Raw genomic sequence first — 20,539 nt, 5'->3', positions numbered from 1 at the left:
CAAGGCCTTCTTAACGGAAGGCCTTATTTTAATTTGTATGTTTTATGCGTCCATGTAATCTTCAATAGGTGCACATGTACAAATTAAATTACGATCACCATAAGCGTCATCAACACGTCTTACAGTTGGCCAAAATTTATTATCCCGCACATATTCTAATGGAAATGCAGCTTGTTCTCGTGTGTACGGCATAAGCCATTCATCAGCAGTTACCATATCTAAAGTATGAGGTGCATTTTTAAGCACATTATTGGTGTCATCTTTAGATGTTGCTTCAATTTCTTTTCTAATGGAAATCATAGCATCACAAAAACGATCCATTTCTGCTTTACTTTCACTTTCGGTTGGCTCAATCATTAACGTTCCAGCAACAGGAAATGAAACTGTTGGTGCATGGAACCCATAATCCATTAAACGTTTTGCAATATCTGATACTTCAATACCATTTTCTTTAAAGGCACGACAATCTACAATCATTTCATGAGCTGCTCTACCGCGTTCACCAGAATACAATGTGTCAAACTGACCTTGTAAACGTTGCTTGATGTAATTGGCATTTAAAATAGCAATTTTAGTAGCTTCCGTTAAACCTTTTGCTCCTAACATTTTTATATAACCGTAGGAAATTAAACAAACCAATGATGAGCCAAATGGCGCTCCAGAAATTGCTGAAATAGCATTAGTTCCTCCCGTTTTAATAATTGGGTTGCTTGGTAAAAATGGCGCTAATTGTTTAGCAACACAAATTGGTCCAACACCAGGTCCACCACCACCATGAGGTATAGCAAATGTTTTATGAAGGTTTAAGTGACAAACATCTGCACCAATATTTCCAGGATTTGTTAATCCTACTTGCGCATTCATATTGGCACCATCCATATAAACTTGACCACCATTATCATGAATAATTTTAGTGATTTCTTTAATAGCCGACTCATAAACACCGTGTGTTGATGGATAGGTTACCATGATACAGGATAAGTTGTCTTTGTGTAATTCCGCTTTTTCGCGTAAATCTTCTACATCAATATTTCCTTTTTCAGTAGATTTTGTTACCACTACTTTCATACCTGCCATAACAGCACTCGCCGGATTGGTTCCGTGAGCCGATGATGGGATTAAACAAATATTTCTATGATGATCACCACGAGATTCATGGTATGCTTTTATAACCATTAACCCAGCAAACTCACCTTGAGCACCCGAATTTGGCTGTAATGATGTTGCTGCGAAACCAGTGATTTCTGTAAGTTGATCTTCCAATTCTTTTAAAACTGTTAAATAGCCTTCAGCCTGATCTGCTGGAACAAATGGGTGAATAGTTCCCCAATTTGGTGAACTTAATGGTAACATTTCAGCGGCTGCATTTAATTTCATGGTACAGGAGCCTAATGAAATCATCGAGTGATTTAGCGATAAATCCTTACGTTCTAATTTTTTGATGTAGCGCATTAATTCTGTTTCCGAATGGTGCGAATTAAAAATGTCATGCGTTAAAAATTCAGACGATCTTTGTAACGATTCCATCACCATATTGGTTTCAGAAAGCGCTTCAATTTTAATGGTTTCTTTACTGGCAACACTTGCAAAAATTGAAACGATTTGATTAGCATCTTTAAGTGTTGTTGTTTCATTAATAGAAATTGTTACGGTATCGGCATCAGGATAATAGAAATTAACACCTGCTTTTTCAGCTGCTACTTTAATATTATTAGCGTTTGCTTTAACTTTAATCGTATCGAAATAAGCTGTGTTTAATTGGTTAAAGCCTAGTTTATCTAAAGCATTAGCAACAGAAACAGCCGTATTATGAACACGATTAGCAATAAACTCTAAACCTTTTGGACCATGATAAACGGCATACATTCCAGCCATAACGGCTAAAAGTACTTGAGCTGTACAAATGTTTGATGTTGCTTTATCACGTTTAATATGTTGCTCTCTGGTTTGTAATGCCATACGTAACGCACGGTTTCCATTCATGTCTTTGGTTACACCAATAATACGTCCTGGAATATCACGTTTATACATTTCTTTTGTTGCAAAGAAAGCTGCATGCGGTCCACCATATCCCATAGGAACACCAAAACGTTGTGTGGTTCCTACAACCACATCTGCACCAAATTTCCCAGGAGCCTCTAATTTTACTAAACTTAAAATATCGGCAGCAACGGCTACTTTAATATCGTTGTCATTTGCTTTCGCAATGAATGTTTTTATATCTGTAATTTGTCCGTCCTTACCTGGATATTGCAATAATGCACCGTAGAATTCCGAAGAAAAATCGAATGTATCTTCATTTCCAACAACTAATTCAATACCAATAGGGTTAGAACGAGTTTCTAAAAGTGATAAGGTTTGTGGCAAAATATGTTCTGAAACAAAAAATTTATTCACATTTGCTTTTTTCTGATCGCGTGATCTAACAGCAAATAACAAGCCCATAGCTTCTGCTGCAGCCGTACTTTCGTCTAATAGCGAAGCGTTTGCTAATTCCATACCCGTTAAATCTGTAACCATGGTTTGGAAGTTTAAAAGCGCTTCCAACCTTCCTTGAGCAATTTCTGCTTGGTAAGGCGTGTATGCTGTATACCACCCTGGATTTTCCAAAATATTACGTTGAATAACCGCTGGCAAAATGGTTGGGTGGTAACCCAAGCCAATATAGGTTTTGTATGTTTTATTACGTTTAGATAATTCATGAATATGTGTCAAGTATTCTTGCTCACTCATGGCTTCATCAAGATTTAAGTCCTTTTTTAATCGGATATCATCTGGAACAGTCTCGTAAATTAGTTGATCTAAGGAGTCCACACCAATGGTTTGTAACATGCGATTTTGGTCTTCTTCTCTTGGACCAATGTGACGTTGTGCGAAAGCAGTTGTATTCATTAAAAGTTGTGTTGAATTTAGGCTGCAAATTTACGGAATTATTCACGTTTAAATGTTAATGAAAATGAAAGTTTTTAACCAATTGATTTTGTTATTAACACTTTGTGTATTTTTGTTTTATGCGTTTTGAAAAACACTTTTTCGATTTTTATATAATCAGCAGTATTCACGTGGCTTTATCTGCGTTTGCTTTAAGTTGGTTAACGCTAATAGAGTACCAAATTCCTTTTGATACCCACGTACTTTTATTTATATTTTTTGCAAGCATTGCCGGATATAATTTTGTGAAGTTTTTTGGCTTGGCAAAATTTCATCATCGAAGCTTATCCAGTTGGTTGAAAATAATTCAGATTTTCTCCTTTATATGTGTGCTAAACATGGCCTATTTTGCAGTGCAATTGCAAACTAAAACTCTATTTTATTTAGGCTTTTTTGCGCTGATTACATTTTTGTATACCATTCCGTTTCTTCCGAAAAAGTTCTATCTAAATAAACAGCAAAATTTACGAAATGTTAGTGGGCTTAAAGTTTATGTTATAGCTGTAGTTTGGTCAGGCGTTACGGTGATTATTCCTTTAATTAATAATGATAGACTGCTAGATTCAACGGTGATTTGGGCTTTTGCGCAACGATTTTTATTTGTTTTAGCTATGATGCTTCCTTTTGAAATTCGTGATATGCAGTTTGACAGTATTAAATTGGCAACTATACCTCAAAAAATTGGCATTAAAAACACCAAGATTATGGGTGTTATTTTAGCGTGTTTATTTTTTGGAATGGAGTTTTTTATGCCAGAAAAAGCACTGGGTAAATTAATTATTCAGTTCGGAATTACTGGTTTAGTAATTTTAAGTATACTCTTTTCTAGAAAGAATCAAGGAAAATATTACAGCGGGTTTTGGGTAGAAAGTATCCCTATATTGTGGTTAGTACTTACGCTTTTGTTTGGATAATTCTTCATTAAACTGCGCTTTTATTTGTTCGCGTTCAATGGTTTTTAAACAATGGACTTTTGAGCTTTTTACAGATTCAGAAAGCTTTGTATTTCGTTTAACGTAGGACCGTGTTATTTTGCACATAAAGTAACGTAACGTCAATTTGAATTTCTCCCAACCTGTCGCTTCATTGTATTGCGCCTTGTCACAAATATGTTGTGCCTCATCGCAGGTAATAAATAAAAAACTTTTTTTCATGCTGCTAATTATACCAAGTGTTTTCCATGCATTCTGCCATAGCTGTTCGTGCTCTATGTACAATAACCCATAGGTTAGACGGTGTAATATTTAGTTCATTACAAATGGTTTCTGTTTCGAGTCCTTCAATTGTTTTCATTTTAAAAACAGTAGCTTGTTTTTCAGGTAGCTTTTCTAGACAACTATAAATGGCATCGCCCAATTCATCATTTTCTAGCGTGTCTTCGGCTGTTTTATCAAACGGATCTGCAACGCGTTCCTCTAACCAATCACCTTCTTCTTCATTACTATTATAGGACATGCGAACTTCTGCTTGTCCTTTTTTAGAATTTATTTTCCGATAGTGATCAATAATTTTCCGTTTCAAAATAGAGATAAGCCACGTACGCTCGCTAGCTTCACCTTTAAAATTTTTCATGGATTTTAAGCCTGCAAAAAATGTGTCTTGTACCAAATCCTTGGAAATTTCACGATCACTAACACGTGATATGGTAAAATTAAACAAGTAATCCGAATAACGATCAATCCATTGATCTGGATTTATTAGGTGTTTAGGCATAAAAGTCTTTCAGCAATTTTTATCAAAAATAGGGTAAAATTTCTATTTCTCAATTAATCCAGCGCGTTTTAGTAAAGCATCAGGTTGTGGTTCTTTGCCACGAAAGCGTTTGTATAAAACCATAGGGTCATCTGTTCCGCCTTGAGATAAGACGTTATCTTTAAATTTTTTAGCGACGTCTACATTAAAAATACCTTGCTCTTGGAAATATTCAAATGCATCGGCATCTAAAACTTCAGCCCATTTATAACTGTAATATCCTGAGCTGTAACCACCTTGAAAAATATGAGAGAATGACGTGCTCATACAATTTTCTGCGACATCTGGATAAAGTTTGGTGTTTTTAAATGCTTGCAGTTCTTGCGCTTTTACGTTAGTTATAGTCGTTGGATCTTGACCATGCCAGCTCATATCTAACAAACCAAAACTAATTTGACGCATGGTTTGCATGCCTTCATGGAACGTGGAAGATGCTTTAATTTTCTGAATTAAATCCATTGGAATTACTTCGCCAGTTTCATAATGTGTCGCAAAAATTTCAAGTGCCTCTTGCTCATAACACCAGTTTTCTAGTACTTGACTTGGTAGTTCTACAAAATCCCAAAATACACTTGTGCCAGATAAACTTGGATAGGTTGTATTGGCAAGCATGCCGTGAAGTGCGTGCCCAAACTCGTGAAATAACGTCGTAACTTCGTTAAACGTTAATAACGATGGTTTTGTTTTTGTTGGTTTGGTGAAATTGCAAACATTTGAAATATGTGGACGGCTGTTTTCACCGTTTTTTATGTATTGCGGTTTATAAACCGTCATCCAAGCACCATTTCTTTTTCCTGGTCTTGGAAAAAAATCAGCATAAAAAATGGATACTAAATTGCCTTTGGTATCGGTTACTTTATAAGTAAGAACATCTTCATGATATTTGTCAATGTTATTAATTTCTTCAAACTGCAAGCCAAACAATTTTTTAGCAATGGTAAAAGCACCATTAATGACATTCTCTAACTTGAAATACGGTTTTAATTTTTCATCATCTAAATCAAATAACTTCTGTTTCAGTTTTTCACCATAATAGGCACCATCCCATTTTTGAAGTTGATCAATACCATCTAAATCTTTAGCAAATTTCTCTAGATTTTTAAATTCATTTTCAGCTGCTGGTTTCGCCTTTTCCAGAAGTTCATTTAAAAATGTTTCAACTGTTTCTGGATTTTTAGCCATACGTTCTTCCAACACAAAGTGTGCATGCGTTTTGTAACCTAATAAGTTAGCGCGCTTAAAACGAAGCTTAGCTATCTGCAATACGTTTTCTTGGTTATCATATTTGTTATTTTGAAATGCTTTAGCTCCAGAGGCAATAGCCAGTTTTTTACGGAGTTCCCGATTGTCAGCATAGGTCATAAACGGAATGTAACTTGGGTAATCTAAAGTAATTAACCAACCGTCTTTATTTTTGCTTTCGGCTAAATTACTTGCAGCTTCTTTAGCGCCTTCTGGCAAACCGGCTAAATCTTCTTCGTTAGTAATATGTAACTCAAAATTATTGGTTTCGGCTAAAACGTTCTCGCCAAAGGTTAATTTTAGTTTGCTTAGATTTTTGTCAATATCACGAAGTTCTTGCTTTTTATTTTCTGGAAGATTCGCCCCATTTCTGGAAAATCCTTTATATTTTTTATCGAGTAAGGTTTCTTGCTCTTTGGTTAATTGAAGTGTGTCTTTGGAATTATAAACAGTTTTAACCCGTTCAAATAAAGCTTGATTTAAGGTAATATCGTTACTGAATTCTGATAATAATGGCGAAACGTCTTGGGCTATTTTTTGAATAGTGTCATTTGTTTCAGCCGAATTCATATTAAAAAATATACTCGATAGGCGATCCAGTTCTTCACCTGAAAAATCTAAAGCTTCTATCGTGTTTTCAAACGAAGGCGCTTCAGAATTTTTAGTAATTGCATCAATTTCAATTCTGGCTTTATCAATGGCTATTTTAAAAGCCGGTAAATAATCTGCATCCGAAATTTTTGAAAATGGAGCTGAATTATAAAGTGTGTCGAATGGTTTATTAAGTATACTCATGACTATTTTTTCAATTTATTTTTCTTTAAAATCTTTTAGGCTTAAAATGTTGTTATTAAGATGTTTGCTTCTATGTTTTCAACAGGAAACATGATTCCGCCTTATTAGATGATAAAGGTTAGTAATTTATTTGATTTCATTTGTTAAAAAACATTTAAATCATTGTGATACTTTTCCTACCAAGTCAGTAATAACGGGATTATTAACTAAAATTTAAGACAATAAGGTGGTTGTAATTTACTTTTATGCAGTACTTTTGTACCAGATTTTTTCATGAGAGTTTCATGCTCACTTAAAAATTATTGATTAATAGCGTTAAACCTCGGCTTCTGGCCGAGGTTTATTTGTTTTAAGACTTTTTTAAATCTTTAGCAGATTCAATAACTTTTGCTTTTAATCCTTCTTTGTAGGTCACTATTTTATTTAGAATATCAGGATCTGAACTTCCTAAAATCTGAGCTGCTAAAATACCTGCATTTTTGGCGCCATTTAATGCAACTGTTGCTACCGGAACACCACCTGGCATTTGCAAAATAGATAATACGGAATCCCAACCATCAATAGAATTACTGCTTTTTACAGGAACGCCAATAATTGGTAAAGGCGACAATGAGGCCACCATGCCTGGTAAATGCGCAGCACCTCCAGCGCCTGCAATAATAACTTTTATACCACGTGTATGTGCATGTTTACTGTAATCGAAAAGCTTTTCAGGTGTTCGGTGCGCTGAAACAATATCAACTTCAATAGATATTCCAAATTCCGTTAAAATATCAATAGCGTCTTGCATAACTGGCAAATCACTCTTACTTCCCATTATAATTCCTACTTTGCTCATACTTTATATATTAATATCTGTTTTTTATTTACTAATAACCTGAATCGTTTTCTTGACGTCTTCTGCAATTTTTCGTGCTTCGGAAATAGAGTCACTCACAATGGTTACATGACCCATTTTTCTGAAAGGACGTGTTTGTTTTTTACCGTATATATGTGGTGTAACGCCATCCATTGCCATAATGGTCTCCATATTTTTATAAACAACATTTCCCGTATGATCTTCAGCTCCAACTAAATTTACCATAACACCAGCAACTTTGTTTTCTGTTTTACCTAAAGGTAAGTTTAAAATGGCACGAAGGTGTTGCTCAAATTGCGATGTATAACTAGCTTCAATAGTCTGATGTCCCGAATTATGTGGTCTTGGAGCCACTTCATTAACGAGAATTTTGTCATCTTGAGTTTGGAACATTTCAACTGCCAGAAGGCCAACATGGTTAAAGGCTTTTGAAACTTTTAAGGCAATATCGGTTGCTTTTTTTGCCACTTCCTCATCAATTCGGGCAGGACAAATTACATACTCTACTTGATTGGCTTCTGGGTGAAATTCCATTTCTACAACGGGATACGTTGCCACATCACCATTAGGATTTCTGGCTACAATAACTGCTAATTCATTTTTAAATGGAATCATGGTTTCTGCAATACATTCCACGTTGGGAAGCCCAATTAAATCCTCTACCTTTCGCACAACTTTTACGCCGTTTCCGTCGTATCCAAATTGGGCACATTTCCAAACAAAAGGCAGTTTTAAAACTTCGTTTTCAAGTGCATCTTCAATTTGACTGGTGTATGCAAAGCGTGAAAATTCGGCTGTTGGAATACTATGATCTAGATAAAATAATTTTTGCGTGGCTTTATTTTGAATAATACGTAAGGTCTTGGATGATGGATATACTTTCACACCTTTTTTTTCTAAATCTTCAAGCGCATCGGTGTTTACGTTTTCAATTTCAAAGGTAACGACGTCTAAATCTTTTCCGAAGTTATAAACGGCATCATAATCCATTAAATTGCCTAAATGAAATTCGTTACAGGCAATTTTGCAAGGTGCTTCTGGGCTTGCGTCCATGACACTGGTGTAAATGTCAAATTTTCGGGTATCATTTAGAAGCATTTTACCTAATTGGCCACCACCTAAAATGCCTAATTTAAAGTTGGAAGAAAAGTAATTCATGGTCTTTTTACATTTAAGCCTATTGGCGACTGGTAAATAATTACCCAACAAAAATACAAATCCTTGGTTTCCCAAAAAACTTATTTCCCAACTATATATATCAGAATTCGCAAAACGTTAATCAAATGATTATCTTTGCATTTCTAAAATTAAGAACAAGTGATAAAGCTCCACGATTTATATTTTAAGCCGTTTATTTCTGAAAAAGAGATTGCAGCCACTGTAGAACGCATGGTTCATGAAATTGCTGATGAATTAGGTGATGAAATCCCTGTGTTTATTGGTATCTTGAATGGCTCGTTCATGTTTGTAAGTGATTTTGTAAAAAAATATCCAAAGCCTTGCGAGGTTACTTTTATAAAATTAGCATCTTATGAAGGCGTAAAGTCTACAGAAGATATTCAGCGCCTTATAGGTTTAACACAAGATTTAACGGGACGCACTGTTGTTATTTTAGAGGATATTATCGATTCTGGAAATACGCTAACCGAAGTTCATAGAATTTTCGAAAATGAAAACGTGAAGAAACTCATTATAGCTACCTTATTTTATAAACCAGAAGCGTATAAAAAAGATTATAAATTACACTATGTAGGTATGGAAATTCCTAATAAATTTATAGTTGGCTACGGTTTAGACTATGATGGATTAGGACGTGATTTACCTGAAATATATCAACTAAAAACAACACAACATATGACCAATATTGTCCTATTTGGACCTCCGGGAGCAGGAAAAGGAACACAAGCAGAATACTTAAAAGAAAAATATAATTTAGTGCATATTTCCACTGGTGATGTGTTCCGATTTAACATTAAAAACGAAACAGCTTTGGGTATGTTAGCTAAATCGTTTATGGATAAAGGTGAGTTGGTACCAGATGAAGTAACTATAGATATGTTGAATGCCGAAGTTGAAAAAAATGCCGATGCTAAAGGTTTTATTTTTGATGGGTTTCCACGAACCAATGCACAGGCAGATGCTTTAGATAAATTTATGGATGAAAAGGATTCACAAATTGATGCCATGATTGCGTTGGAAGTAGATGATGAAGTTTTAGTAAAACGTTTATTAGAACGTGGAAAAACAAGTGGTAGACCAGATGATGCTGATGAAACTATTATTAGAAATCGAATTAAAGAATATTACAAAAAAACAGCCATATTAAAAAATTATTATTCAGCTCAAAACAAGTATTTTGGAGTAGATGGTGTGGGAAGTATTCAAGATATAACAGTTCGGTTAAGTCAGGTAATTGACAAACTATAATTGGTTTTTTGGAACTTTATTAGCGTTTTAAAAAATGATTAATTTTAAGTTCGAAAACTGAAATAAAACAAGTGTCCCGTTTTGGGAAAAAGATTTAACGAATAATTTGATAATGATTGGTGCAAATTGATGCCTAGGATCATCAAATTTAAGTTTACAAATTAATAGATAATTATGACTGAAGGAAATTTCGTGGATTACGTAAAATTATATGTGTCTTCCGGAAATGGTGGAAAAGGTTCTGCGCATTTACATAGAGAAAAGTATATTGAAAAAGGCGGTCCCGATGGTGGAGATGGTGGTCGTGGTGGTCATGTAATTATTCGTGGAAATCAGAATCTTTGGACATTATATATCTATAAATTCAAAAGACATTTTAAGGCCGAGCATGGTATGCATGGTAGCAAGAGTAGAAGCACAGGAGCCGATGGTTCTGATGTTTATATGGATGTGCCATTAGGAACTGTTGTTCGCGATAAAGAAACAAACGAAGTTCTTTTTGAAATTACCGATCATGGTGAAGAACGAATAATTGCTAAAGGTGGTATGGGTGGCCGTGGAAACTGGCATTTTAAAACTTCTACAAACCAAACACCACGTTATGCACAACCGGGAATTCCTGGTGAAGAAATTGAAATTGTTTTAGAACTAAAAGTTCTTGCAGATGTTGGGTTAGTTGGTTTTCCTAATGCTGGAAAATCCACATTATTATCGGTTGTTACGGCTGCAAAACCTAAAATTGCGGATTATGAGTTTACAACTCTAAAACCCAATTTAGGAATCGTGGAGTATCGCGACCACCAATCATTTGTTATTGCAGACATTCCTGGAATTATTGAAGGCGCGGCAGAAGGTCGTGGCCTTGGTCATTATTTTCTTCGTCATATTGAACGTAATTCCGTGTTGCTATTTTTAATTCCTGCTGATGCGGATGATATTAGAAAACAATATGATATTCTATTAGATGAATTGAGACGATATAATCCTGAAATTTTGGATAAAGAACGCATTGTTGCCATTTCAAAAAGTGACATGTTGGATGATGAGCTTAAAGCAGAATTAAAAGAAATTTTGGATGGTGAACTTCCAGTAGATTATTTATTTATTTCTTCTGTGGCGCAACAAGGACTTCAGGAACTGAAAGATAAATTGTGGAAATCGTTGAATGATTAAATTTGAATGAAACAACGTTTAAAAAACATAATTGAAATTCATGATAATTGGGCAAGCAAGATTTTTGCAATTGCTATTCAAGTATTAATTTTAATTTCAGTTGTCACTTTTACGTTAGAAACGGATCCGGATTTAGAACCAAATACGCGAACAGTTCTTCGTGTCATTGAAGCGTTTAGCGTTATAATTTTTACCTTTGAATATATTTTGAGAATTTATGTTGCCGATCACAAGCGTAAATTCATTTTTAGCTTTTTTGGCATCATAGATTTGCTGGCCATTTTACCATTCTACTTATCGTTTGGAATTGATTTACGTTCACTTCGTGCTTTAAGACTTTTAAGACTTTTTCGTGTATTTAAATTGGTGCGTTACAATCGTGCTTTAAACGATTTTATAATTGCAATTAAATCGGCAAAAGAACAAATTCTCCTGTTTTTATTTATTACTTTAATTTTAATTTACTTTTCGGCAGTAGGAATCTACTATTTTGAAAACGAAGCCCAGCCGGAACATTTCCGATCTATTTTTGATAGTCTGTGGTGGGCAATTATTACCTTAACAACTGTTGGTTATGGTGATGTGTACCCCATAACAGTTGGTGGAAAAGTATTTACTTTCATTATATTACTCATCGGTTTAGGGATTGTTGCTATCCCAACCGGTATTATCTCGTCAGCTTTAACCAAATCGGTGGATAAAAACGCAGAATAATTTTCGTATATTTAAAATAAAAATGAAAAGATTTCAAGCCCTAATTCTTGCCTTTTTGCTAACGTCTTGTGGTGTTACTGTAAGTTACGATTACGACAAAGGAACAGACTTTACCCAATACAAAACCTACCATTATTTTGATAATATGCAAACGGGTTTCAGTCAGTTAGATTCCAAACGTTTTTTTACGGAGTTAGATGCGGAACTTCAAAGCAAAGGATTTATATTATCAGAAACTCCGGATTTTATTATTGATGTAAAGAGTGTAACATATCAAAATCAGCAATCCAGTTCCGTTGGAATGGGAGTTGGTAGTGGTGGTGGCGGTGTATCTGTCGGTATTCCAATTGGTCAAGGTTCTGTTTCCAGACAAATTATTTTAGACTTTGTTGATGGTGAAACACAACAGCTATTTTGGCAAGGTGTTAGTCAGGAACCAGCTGCTCCGGAAAATTCACCAGAAGCACGAACCGCTCAATTTAAAACAGTGGTATTAAAACTATTAGAAAAGTATCCTCCTAAAAAATAAGCTTACTTTTTAATAACTTTTTTACGCGCTAACAATACAGAATCACTGTAAATGTTAGCAATATAAAGTCCTGCCGCTTGTTGATTTAAATTTATAGTATTTGTTATGCCAGATTCTAAACGGGTTGATAAAACCTGTTTACCATCCATACTCGTTAATTCTAAACGTACATTTGAGGAATTAAAACTGTCAAACTTCACATAAAAAGCATTGTTTGTTGGATTGGGATATAGGGAGATGGAAAACTGATTTTCTTCTGCTGTAATATCAGTAATACCTAATGTGGTATTGTCAATACTCCACGTAACAGTAGTAACATGAATGGTTTCATGACTGTCAATACGTTGCAAACTGGTGTTGTCTGTAATTGCAACAGACAGACTATTTAAACCATTATTAACATCGGCTTCCAATATGGAAATCATATCAACATCCGTTGAATGCGTGGTGCCATTTAAGGTCCAAATTGTTTCCAACGTATTCGTACTTGGGTTAATAAGTGATACATTAAAAGAAACCGGAAACGTTGAGGTTTCAATGGATAAATTAGTAGGAGAAAAGCTATCAACAGGTGACACTAAATCATGAATTTTTTCAATAATCCCTTCTTTACAAACCGCACAAAACGGATAGCCTAAATAACGCATTTTACAGGTTTGATGAGGTCTATACCAGGAAGCACAAGATCCAGTTGTACAATATTGATAAATATCAACCCCATTGGATCCAATCCAATTGGTCCATTTTACAAGACTTGGGTCCGTTTCTTGGGTCATATTAATACCTTCTTCAGCGTAATAATCGCCAGGATAATACTCGTCTTTTAAATCTACTAATGAATGTCCAATTTCATGAATTGCAATTTCATCAGCACTTGTTCCTGTAGATGCCACGGGAAATTCACCACCACTTCCACCGTAATACGGCGAATTAACTAAAATAAGCGCTTGGTCGTATTCAGGAAAATTTGTTGCTAAAACTGAAGTGATTAAACTGTAGTTTGGTGCGTATAATAAACGATGTGAGCCAAAACCATCATAAGTACTGCCAAAAAAATTATCAACAGTTGAAACAGGAACGCTGTAACTCGCTTCATCTGCTGCCGTTCCTGGATGTGTGGCGCCACTTTCGTTTGAAATAACCTTGATGATATGCACGTTAAAATAATCTGAATACTCTGAAAAAGGTGATTGACCAAATAGAGCACTCACAAAATTTGCAGCGTCTGTTTCAAAATCTGTCAATTCACTTGCCGTGTAGCCATCACCAAGAATAACTAAATTAATGCGTTTGTCATTATCGCCAGCATTTTTAATGGTTTCTACATCAAAAGTTTGTGCGAAAGCGCTCGTTACAAAAAGAAGTAATAATAGTGGAAGTAGTTGTTTTGTCATAATAATTATAGCTTGGTTATTATGTAATTGGTGGTGTCCGAATTGGTTATAACATACATCCGAGCATATTTAGCGGTTTCATGGTAAGGCATTCTGAAAGCAAAATCGGTACTTTCCAATGCAATAAGGCGTTTTTCTAAATCACCAGAGTCATTTACAAATTCAACCACTTTTTCAAGCGGATTTTCTATATAAAGCGTTTCAATCACCTGTAACTCCTTATCCAGTAAATCACAGGCGAGATTACCTTTTTTAAACAGTTCTTTTTCTTCATGAAATCCTTTAATACGTCCTTTAGCTAATATCGTTTTTAAGTGACGTATTGTAGGTGTTGCATCAGATGATTTTTTAATATGATAGGTTAAAAAAATCATGCTGTCCGCTACTTTTTTAATGTCTTGCTTTGCGGAACTATTCTGTGCGAACACAGTTGTTCCAAAAGTAAAAACGGATAGCAATATGAGAAGCGTATGTTTCATAAATAAATACGGATTGTATTAATTTGTAAAGTTAGGGAATTAGTAATTAAGTTATTAGCTTATTTGTGATTTTCATTTAAAATTAATTGACAGAAATCCGAACACCTTCGCTATGACTTGAGAATTCAGGCGCATACATACTTTGTATTGTGGTAATACCATTACTCATATTTCCTGCATTGTTCACGCGTAAATCGTATTCAAACACATAAATTCCTTTAGGTAGATAGTCGAAAAAGAAATTTGTACTCGCATCTTTCGTGCTTTCATAATAACCCAAACCGTCTTGCCATTTGTAGGACGATAAGACATTGATAGGCTCTAATCCAGCGGCACGCATATCTTTCATGTGAATGAATTCCATATCACGATCGCTCCGTAATTCAATACGCACACGTACTAAATCGCCAACTTGTAAAGCGGTTTCTGATGTGATTTCTGAAATAACTTCACCAGAATCTGTATTGGTTTTTTTGAAGAGTTTTTTCTTCAATTGTAACGGTGTTTTGGCTGTGGTGATTTTATCTAAATCTTCAAAATATTGCCAATATAAACTTCCCCAAGCAATACCTTTGCCAGTTTTTGTTAAGGTAACATCTGCCATTTCTGGTTTTATTTCTGAAGCATTCCAAGATGTTTTATAGTAACCAGTTCCAGCCTCCACTTTTACAGCTTCTAATTTTGTAGGGTCAATTTTTTTATTGCCAACTAAAACGGTAACGGCTTCGGTTACCGATAACCAATCGCTTCCTTGTAGCAATAAAGCGTAAACAGCTTCGGTAGTTGCTTTGGTGCTTTCCCACTTATTCGTTTGCTTGTTTTTTAATAACCACATTTTCAAATTATCAATATCCTGCATATTATTGGCTTCGCTATATATGGTTGAGCCAACTTCCTGAAATGCCTCAATCAGCAACGCTTGGGTTTCAATAGGCGCTTGATACCAGTGCCAAGATGCGGTATTGTCTTTCCAATACATGCCTAATTCGTCATTCGTGATACTGGTTTCTTTTAAAGATTTTAAGATTTTGCCAGCAGTTTTAGTCTTATTCATTCTATGTGAAATAAGCGTCATTAACCCTTTTGTATAGATAGAACGCGACAACCAATAGCTGTCTATTTGCCCTAAATAATATTCCGAAATATCTTGAACTTCTTTACTACGTTTTATCTCTGGAAAGAAGCTTCGCATATATAAATAATGTAATTGCGTATAACTTAAATGGTCTTTGCTTAAGTCGGTATCCTTATTGTATTTGGTGATGTTTTTATATTCTTTTATGAATTCATTATCTAAATAAGCAATAGCGTTTGAAATCATAGCTACTTCGCTAGCGCTTTGAATGACATTCAATTTATCCAAATGTCCAAAACCTGTAATAATATGTTGGGTAATAAATCGGTTTTCGCGTCCACCTTTAAACCAAGGCCATGCGCCAGATGTCATTTGATTTTGTTCTAATTTACCCAATGCGTTTTGCAATTCGTTGGTCATTTTATTCAAATCGAATAACAAAGCAATCCGTTTTTTCTGTTCCGTTTCACTTTGAGCATCTCGTAACCAAGGTGTTTCTTGAATTAATATGTTTTTTAGTTCGGGGTTTTTCTCCAAATTCGAAACTAATGCATCCGAATTTCGCCACTGATTAAACACCTCTTGAATCCGTGGATTGCTATTGGATATGTGACTTGCCAAGGCATTGGCGTAATAGCGACTAAAAGTTTGCTCATTACAGTCATACGGATATTCCATTAAATAGGGAAGTGCCTGAACCGCATACCAAGCTGGATTGGAGGTCATTTCCAAAGTCAGTTTGTGATGTTTTAAACTAGATGAGGTATTCGTTTTTAGTTTATCCAACGTGAATGTTTTGGTTTCGTTGCTCTTAATCCACATCGGTAAGGTTTCGGTTACCAATAATCGGTTAGATAAAACAGGTATGGCATTTTGTTCGCCATCACTAAATGCGCCAGCTTTGGCAACCACTTTATATTGAACCGCATTTACCGTTTCAGGAATGGTTAATAACCAAGATATTTGGGTGTTGCCTTTGGCATCCACTTCAAAACTTTTTGTGTTATTGGTGTTCCCTAAAATAGTATCAAAGGCTTTTCCGGTAATAGCATCGGTTAGTTGTAATTGCGCTTGTCCTGATAAATTTTTGTTTGATAGATTCGCAATTTTAGTACTGATGGTTATGGCATCACCATGACGTAAAAATCGTGGTGCGTTTGGAATGACCATCAATTCTTTTTGGGTAACCGTTTCTAAACTGGTGACTTGACTTTTTAACGTTTTGGTATGTGCCAACAACTGTAATTTCCATTTGGTTAAAGCTTCTGGTGTGGTGAAATTAAAACTTACATTGCCTGCTTCATCTGTTTGTAATTGTGGAAAGAAGAATGCGGTTTCTTGGAGATTTTTGCGGATGGTGATGCCTGAAAAGTCTGATTTTTTAGATTCAGGACTTTCTAGATTATAGACACTTTCTTCTGGACTTCCTAACGCTTGATTAGCTTCAGGAGCCATTTCTGTTTCGTAAGCTATGTCACGTTTTTCTCTTTTTATACCCATAGCAGACACAATAACTTCTTCATGTTCCAAATCTTCTCCATAAAAATAATTATCACCCCCAAAATAAAACCCAAACCAATTCAATTGGTCATACCCTTGGTGTGGAAACCCCGTATTTAAACGTGGTGTATTTTGTATCCTGAAATTTTGAATTCCAAAACTGTAATGTGCTTGTCTGGTTGCGTTGGAATAATAAGTGGGCTTTTCTAACGGATTGAATGTCCAATTATGAGGTTTAAATTGGTCTAAAGATGCGTCATACATACTCGCTAAAATTTCAGCAGACACTTTTTCGCCTTGAGGTCCTTTTATTTTAAATGCCCAAGTTTCATCGGTTCCTGGTTGCAATTTATCTCGGAATGTGGTGGTTTCAATTTTTAAATCGGTTTTAGGGTATGGCACTGAAATGATTTCTGTTCCCGATTGAAAACTATTCGCGAAAGCAAAACTGTAATGCATGGCAAATCCACCAAAATCTGCTTCTGTAACAGGGATTTCAATGGTTTTTTTATTGTTGTTTAGGTTTAGTATATAACTATTTACTGTTTTTTTGTCTTTCTCAATATCAATCGTAACTGTGATATTTTCGGCTGCTGAACCCATGGTTAGCAAAACAGTATTATTTGGTTGATAACTACTTTTGTTTGTCGAAATACTAAATAATTGATTGTCGGCAACGGTTTTATCGGTATCACTATACAAATTTGTTTTGGCCTCTGCTGTAACTGCTTGACCAAATTTATCGGTACTTTCTAGAACAATCACATACATACCGGAATCCCATTTTTTGATGTTTCTTAATGTGATGGTTTTCGATTTTTCCGTGTTAAAATCGGTTTCAAAAACCATATCGCCTTTTTTCCAATTGTTGGGGTTATCTTCATTCGCATACGCATCGTGTGGAAATTTCGCTTTAAATTCCGTTTCTGAAAGCATTTTATATTCTGGTGCTTCCCAAGGTCTACTGCGTAAAGCCTGTTCTGGTGCTTGCAGTTTATATATTTTAAGCGTTCCAGTGGCTGGTGTAAATTCGCCATTTAAATTTCTCGTATCAATTTCAATAGTGTGATTTTTAGTGGTTTTGTCTAACGTATTTTTAACAGCAATTGAAGCCGTCATGGCATGATAACCTACATTTACTATAATGGAACTATTTCGTGTTTCGCCATTGATATCAGTGACATCGGCTGACACTTCATAATTAAATATTGGTAAGGTGCTTTTGTCAACACTGCTATCTGGAATGGCTTTAAAGGTAATTTCGAATTCGCCTTTATCGTTGGTGGTACCTTCGCCATGGGTAATTTCTTGAGCTTCCGAATTAAAACGCGGACGATACCAATAATACCAATCTGGATATTGGACTTTTCTGTGCACGCGATACACCACTTTAGCATTGGTAATATTACTACCAGCAAAAGCCAATGCAGCTCCTTTTACCGTTATGGAGTCGTTAATTTTAAAAGTTTCTAAAATGGGTTTAAAGGTGGTTTCAAACTTTGGACGTTTGTATTCTTCTACTGAAAAATAGGTGTTTGCATTTCCTAAATGATGCGATTTTCCTGATAATTGGATTCTAAAACCACCAGTTAATCCACTATTCGGCAAAATAAAATCGCCAGTAACAGAACCGAATTCGTTTGTTATTAATGATAATCTATTAATCTCTTCGCCGTTTACATTATATAAAACGGCGTCGGTTTCTTCATCCACTAAAACGGTGGATTTACCATGTGTAGTTTTCATAGCAATCCCTTTAAAATAAACCGTTTGCCCAGGTCTGTAAATACTTCTATCCGTAAAAAGGAAACCTTTATAGCTAACCGGATCTTCATTCTGTTTGTATTCAGGATTCACGTAATAATCACCAAAATAGGCTTTGTCGGTTTTAGAGTTGGCTACAATTTTTACTTGGGTCCAACGGCTTTGTGTTTTTGAAATTTCAACGTTGCCATTGGAGTCAGATGTGAACGTTTTATGTTTAAAATTACCATTGTAATTTTCTTTGTAACTTATTTTAACAGTGAGATTCGGTATGGGCTGCCCATTATTCCGATTAATAAACTGGTAGATCTGTCTGTCGTTTTCCGCTTTATCCACCAAAGCAATATTGGTAATTTGTAGTGTTTGAATAGCAAATGTGTTCGCTTCGTTTTTCGCTGAAGCTACAATAAGAAAGCGACCATTTTCCAAGGCCGGAATTATTACTTCGGTTTGATGTTGTTGGTAATCGCCTTCATTTTTTATGGTGGCTTGCCAAGATTTTGAAACCGTCAATTTTTTTACAAAGGTTAATTGTTCGTCATCTCTATAAATTTTGCCGAAGGCTTCAAATTCCTTTTCGGTGAGTTTATAGGCTTTAAAATCTAACGTATTTAAGTTTTTGTAGGTCACCAACATTCTGGCATCTTGTTGAATAGGTACATGTCTTTCGGTTTGTACTTGTAAGCTTTGGAGTTTTATTTGTTTTTGTAAAACAGCACATTTTTTGGCAGCCGTAGTGTTTGGAAAGTTCTTAATTACGGTTTCGCAAAGGTCATAGGCTTCTTTAATTTTCCATTGAAATTCGGATGCTGTTTTTGGTTCATAACGTTCGCCTTGTTCGTAATATAATTGAGCGATTTCAAAGGCATATAAGCCCGATTCTTCAGACGTATAATCAGCACGGGATTCTTTCAACGTTTCTAAAAACACCATTTCTTTATTGCTGAAAGTGGCATAATCTTTTGTAAATTTTAAACGCGCGATGTCAATATCCACTAACGCTTTAGAAGTCTTGTTTTTTAGGTGAAATTGAGTCAGCTTCTGATAGATTTTTAAAGCCTGGAGCTGCAAGGATGTGCTGTCCTTTGAGGTGATTTCAGCTTGAGAAAATTCAACTGCTGGACATAAAAATTTAGGATCATTAATTTCAAACTTATAGGCTGGTTTATTAATGTAGTTTTCATCCGTTTTATAAAAATTGAGCGCTGTGTTTGCTAATAAATCGTAAAGCGTGGGTCTGAATTGTTTGGAGTTTGATTGCGAATAAATAATAGCATCAAAATCGGAAATTGGTGTTTGTTGAAGCGTCTGTTCATTTTCTAAAGACTGGTTGTATTGCGTTTGAATTTCCGCAAATAACGTTTCTAAATCCCAAGCCCTTAAATCGGTTTCGTCTACTTTTTCTGCTGTTTTTGTTCGGTTATAAAATTGCCATCTGTTTTGTTGAAAATACTGCCAATACATGGTGGCTAACATATTTTGTAAGATGTTTTTAGTAGGTGTTTCGCTTTGTGCTATTTCATGTTTAAAATCTGCAATAATTTGTAGTTGTGCCTCTTCTTCCAAGGTTAAGGCATACTTGCTTTTGTATAGCAAAGCTTTAATCGTTTGTGGTTGATTATTTTCCTGTTTCGCCTTATTTGAAATTTGCAAAACAATATCTAAAGCCGATTTGGGTAAGCCTTTATTTTCAAGTTTTTCAACCGTTTTCCATAGCGCATCGTAATCGCTGGTTTGTGCTGCGGTGAAATTGGCAAATAATACTATCATTGCGAGTATGGTAATCTGTTTCATGTGTTTGTTCTTATAACAATTCTTTAAAAATAAGCATTTCAAAATCGATTTCCATGTTTTCGTCTATGCTGTTTCAGAATGTTTTATTCTTTCAATAATACATTCAAAAGT

The 20,539-nt window shown here is 35.1% G+C and carries 14 protein-coding genes; 5 read left to right on the top strand and 9 right to left on the bottom strand.

Annotated elements, in window-relative coordinates; all coding sequences use genetic code 11:
• Nucleotides 1-42: 42 nt before the first annotated feature.
• Nucleotides 43-2,892 (bottom strand): aminomethyl-transferring glycine dehydrogenase, encoded by a 2,850-nt coding sequence (gene gcvP, locus GMA17_RS09725; protein ID WP_248395491.1) that lies wholly within the window; start codon nt 2,890-2,892, stop codon nt 43-45.
• 119 nt (nt 2,893-3,011) lie between these two features.
• Here gcvP and GMA17_RS09720 point away from each other — a divergent pair, with 119 nt between their 5' ends.
• Entirely contained in the window at nt 3,012-3,845 is an 834-nt protein-coding gene (locus GMA17_RS09720; RefSeq protein WP_248395489.1) for a hypothetical protein, read from the top strand.
• Here GMA17_RS09720 and GMA17_RS09715 read toward each other — a convergent pair.
• From GMA17_RS09715 to GMA17_RS09695, 5 genes are all read right to left on the bottom strand, one after another.
• A complete protein-coding gene (locus GMA17_RS09715; protein ID WP_248395487.1) occupies nt 3,819-4,085 on the bottom strand; it encodes a hypothetical protein in 267 nt (88 codons plus the stop codon). The two genes, GMA17_RS09720 and GMA17_RS09715, sit on opposite strands and share 27 nt — an antisense overlap.
• Before the next feature lie 4 nt (nt 4,086-4,089).
• Nucleotides 4,090-4,644 (bottom strand): sigma-70 family RNA polymerase sigma factor, encoded by a 555-nt coding sequence (locus tag GMA17_RS09710; protein ID WP_248395485.1) that lies wholly within the window; start codon nt 4,642-4,644, stop codon nt 4,090-4,092.
• Between the two features lie 42 nt (nt 4,645-4,686).
• A complete protein-coding gene (locus tag GMA17_RS09705) occupies nt 4,687-6,720 on the bottom strand; it encodes a M3 family metallopeptidase (protein ID WP_248395483.1) in 2,034 nt (677 codons plus the stop codon).
• 349 nt (nt 6,721-7,069) lie between these two features.
• On the bottom strand, nt 7,070-7,558 hold the full coding sequence (gene purE / locus GMA17_RS09700; RefSeq protein WP_248395481.1) for a 5-(carboxyamino)imidazole ribonucleotide mutase: 489 nt from the start codon (nt 7,556-7,558) through the stop codon (nt 7,070-7,072).
• 24 nt (nt 7,559-7,582) lie between these two features.
• On the bottom strand, nt 7,583-8,737 hold the full coding sequence (locus GMA17_RS09695) for a 5-(carboxyamino)imidazole ribonucleotide synthase (protein WP_248395478.1): 1,155 nt from the start codon (nt 8,735-8,737) through the stop codon (nt 7,583-7,585).
• 159 nt (nt 8,738-8,896) lie between these two features.
• Here GMA17_RS09695 and GMA17_RS09690 point away from each other — a divergent pair, with 159 nt between their 5' ends.
• From GMA17_RS09690 to GMA17_RS09675, 4 genes are all read left to right on the top strand, one after another.
• Nucleotides 8,897-10,006, top strand: coding sequence for an adenylate kinase (locus GMA17_RS09690; RefSeq protein ID WP_248395476.1), 1,110 nt, complete (start codon nt 8,897-8,899; stop codon nt 10,004-10,006).
• A 174-nt stretch (nt 10,007-10,180) separates the two neighbouring features.
• Nucleotides 10,181-11,179, top strand: coding sequence for a GTPase ObgE (obgE, locus tag GMA17_RS09685; protein ID WP_248395474.1), 999 nt, complete (start codon nt 10,181-10,183; stop codon nt 11,177-11,179).
• Between the two features lie 6 nt (nt 11,180-11,185).
• A complete protein-coding gene (locus GMA17_RS09680; RefSeq protein ID WP_248395471.1) occupies nt 11,186-11,893 on the top strand; it encodes an ion transporter in 708 nt (235 codons plus the stop codon).
• 22 nt (nt 11,894-11,915) lie between these two features.
• A complete protein-coding gene (locus GMA17_RS09675) occupies nt 11,916-12,422 on the top strand; it encodes a DUF4136 domain-containing protein (RefSeq protein ID WP_248395469.1) in 507 nt (168 codons plus the stop codon).
• 2 nt (nt 12,423-12,424) lie between these two features.
• Here the strand turns inward: GMA17_RS09675 and GMA17_RS09670 are convergent, their stop codons facing one another.
• The 3 genes from GMA17_RS09670 to GMA17_RS09660 all read right to left on the bottom strand — a co-directional run bounded on the left by GMA17_RS09670 (nt 12,425) and on the right by GMA17_RS09660 (nt 20,428).
• The gene (locus tag GMA17_RS09670; RefSeq protein WP_248395467.1) at nt 12,425-13,816 is read right to left on the bottom strand and encodes a M64 family metallopeptidase; all 1,392 of its coding nucleotides are present in this window, start codon (nt 13,814-13,816) and stop codon (nt 12,425-12,427) included.
• Between the two features lie 5 nt (nt 13,817-13,821).
• Nucleotides 13,822-14,295: a hypothetical protein gene (locus GMA17_RS09665; protein ID WP_248395465.1), complete on the bottom strand. Its 474-nt coding sequence runs from the start codon at nt 14,293-14,295 to the stop codon at nt 13,822-13,824.
• 82 nt (nt 14,296-14,377) lie between these two features.
• Nucleotides 14,378-20,428: an alpha-2-macroglobulin gene (locus GMA17_RS09660; RefSeq protein ID WP_248395463.1), complete on the bottom strand. Its 6,051-nt coding sequence runs from the start codon at nt 20,426-20,428 to the stop codon at nt 14,378-14,380.
• Nucleotides 20,429-20,539: the final 111 nt, after the last annotated feature.

The organism is Bizionia sp. M204 (assembly GCF_023205095.1).
GTDB classification, from domain to species: Bacteria; Bacteroidota; Bacteroidia; order Flavobacteriales; family Flavobacteriaceae; genus Algorimicrobium; species Algorimicrobium hallyeonense.
The sequence above is the reverse complement of the archived record's forward strand: the minus strand, read 5'-3'. Positions and strand labels throughout refer to the sequence as shown.

Bases quoted from the DNA above. Each gene is read 5' to 3' on its own strand.
- gcvP (WP_248395491.1), bottom strand. From the start codon at position 2,892: ATGAATACAACTGCTTTCGCACAACGTCACATTGGTCCAAGAGAAGAA.
- GMA17_RS09720 (WP_248395489.1), top strand. From the start codon at position 3,012: ATGCGTTTTGAAAAACACTTTTTCGATTTTTATATAATCAGCAGTATT.
- GMA17_RS09715 (WP_248395487.1), bottom strand. From the start codon at position 4,085: ATGAAAAAAAGTTTTTTATTTATTACCTGCGATGAGGCACAACATATT.
- GMA17_RS09710 (WP_248395485.1), bottom strand. From the start codon at position 4,644: ATGCCTAAACACCTAATAAATCCAGATCAATGGATTGATCGTTATTCG.
- GMA17_RS09705 (WP_248395483.1), bottom strand. From the start codon at position 6,720: ATGAGTATACTTAATAAACCATTCGACACACTTTATAATTCAGCTCCA.
- purE (WP_248395481.1), bottom strand. From the start codon at position 7,558: ATGAGCAAAGTAGGAATTATAATGGGAAGTAAGAGTGATTTGCCAGTT.
- GMA17_RS09695 (WP_248395478.1), bottom strand. From the start codon at position 8,737: ATGAATTACTTTTCTTCCAACTTTAAATTAGGCATTTTAGGTGGTGGC.
- obgE (WP_248395474.1), top strand. From the start codon at position 10,181: ATGACTGAAGGAAATTTCGTGGATTACGTAAAATTATATGTGTCTTCC.
- GMA17_RS09680 (WP_248395471.1), top strand. From the start codon at position 11,186: ATGAAACAACGTTTAAAAAACATAATTGAAATTCATGATAATTGGGCA.
- GMA17_RS09675 (WP_248395469.1), top strand. From the start codon at position 11,916: ATGAAAAGATTTCAAGCCCTAATTCTTGCCTTTTTGCTAACGTCTTGT.
- GMA17_RS09670 (WP_248395467.1), bottom strand. From the start codon at position 13,816: ATGACAAAACAACTACTTCCACTATTATTACTTCTTTTTGTAACGAGC.
- GMA17_RS09665 (WP_248395465.1), bottom strand. From the start codon at position 14,295: ATGAAACATACGCTTCTCATATTGCTATCCGTTTTTACTTTTGGAACA.
- GMA17_RS09660 (WP_248395463.1), bottom strand. From the start codon at position 20,428: ATGAAACAGATTACCATACTCGCAATGATAGTATTATTTGCCAATTTC.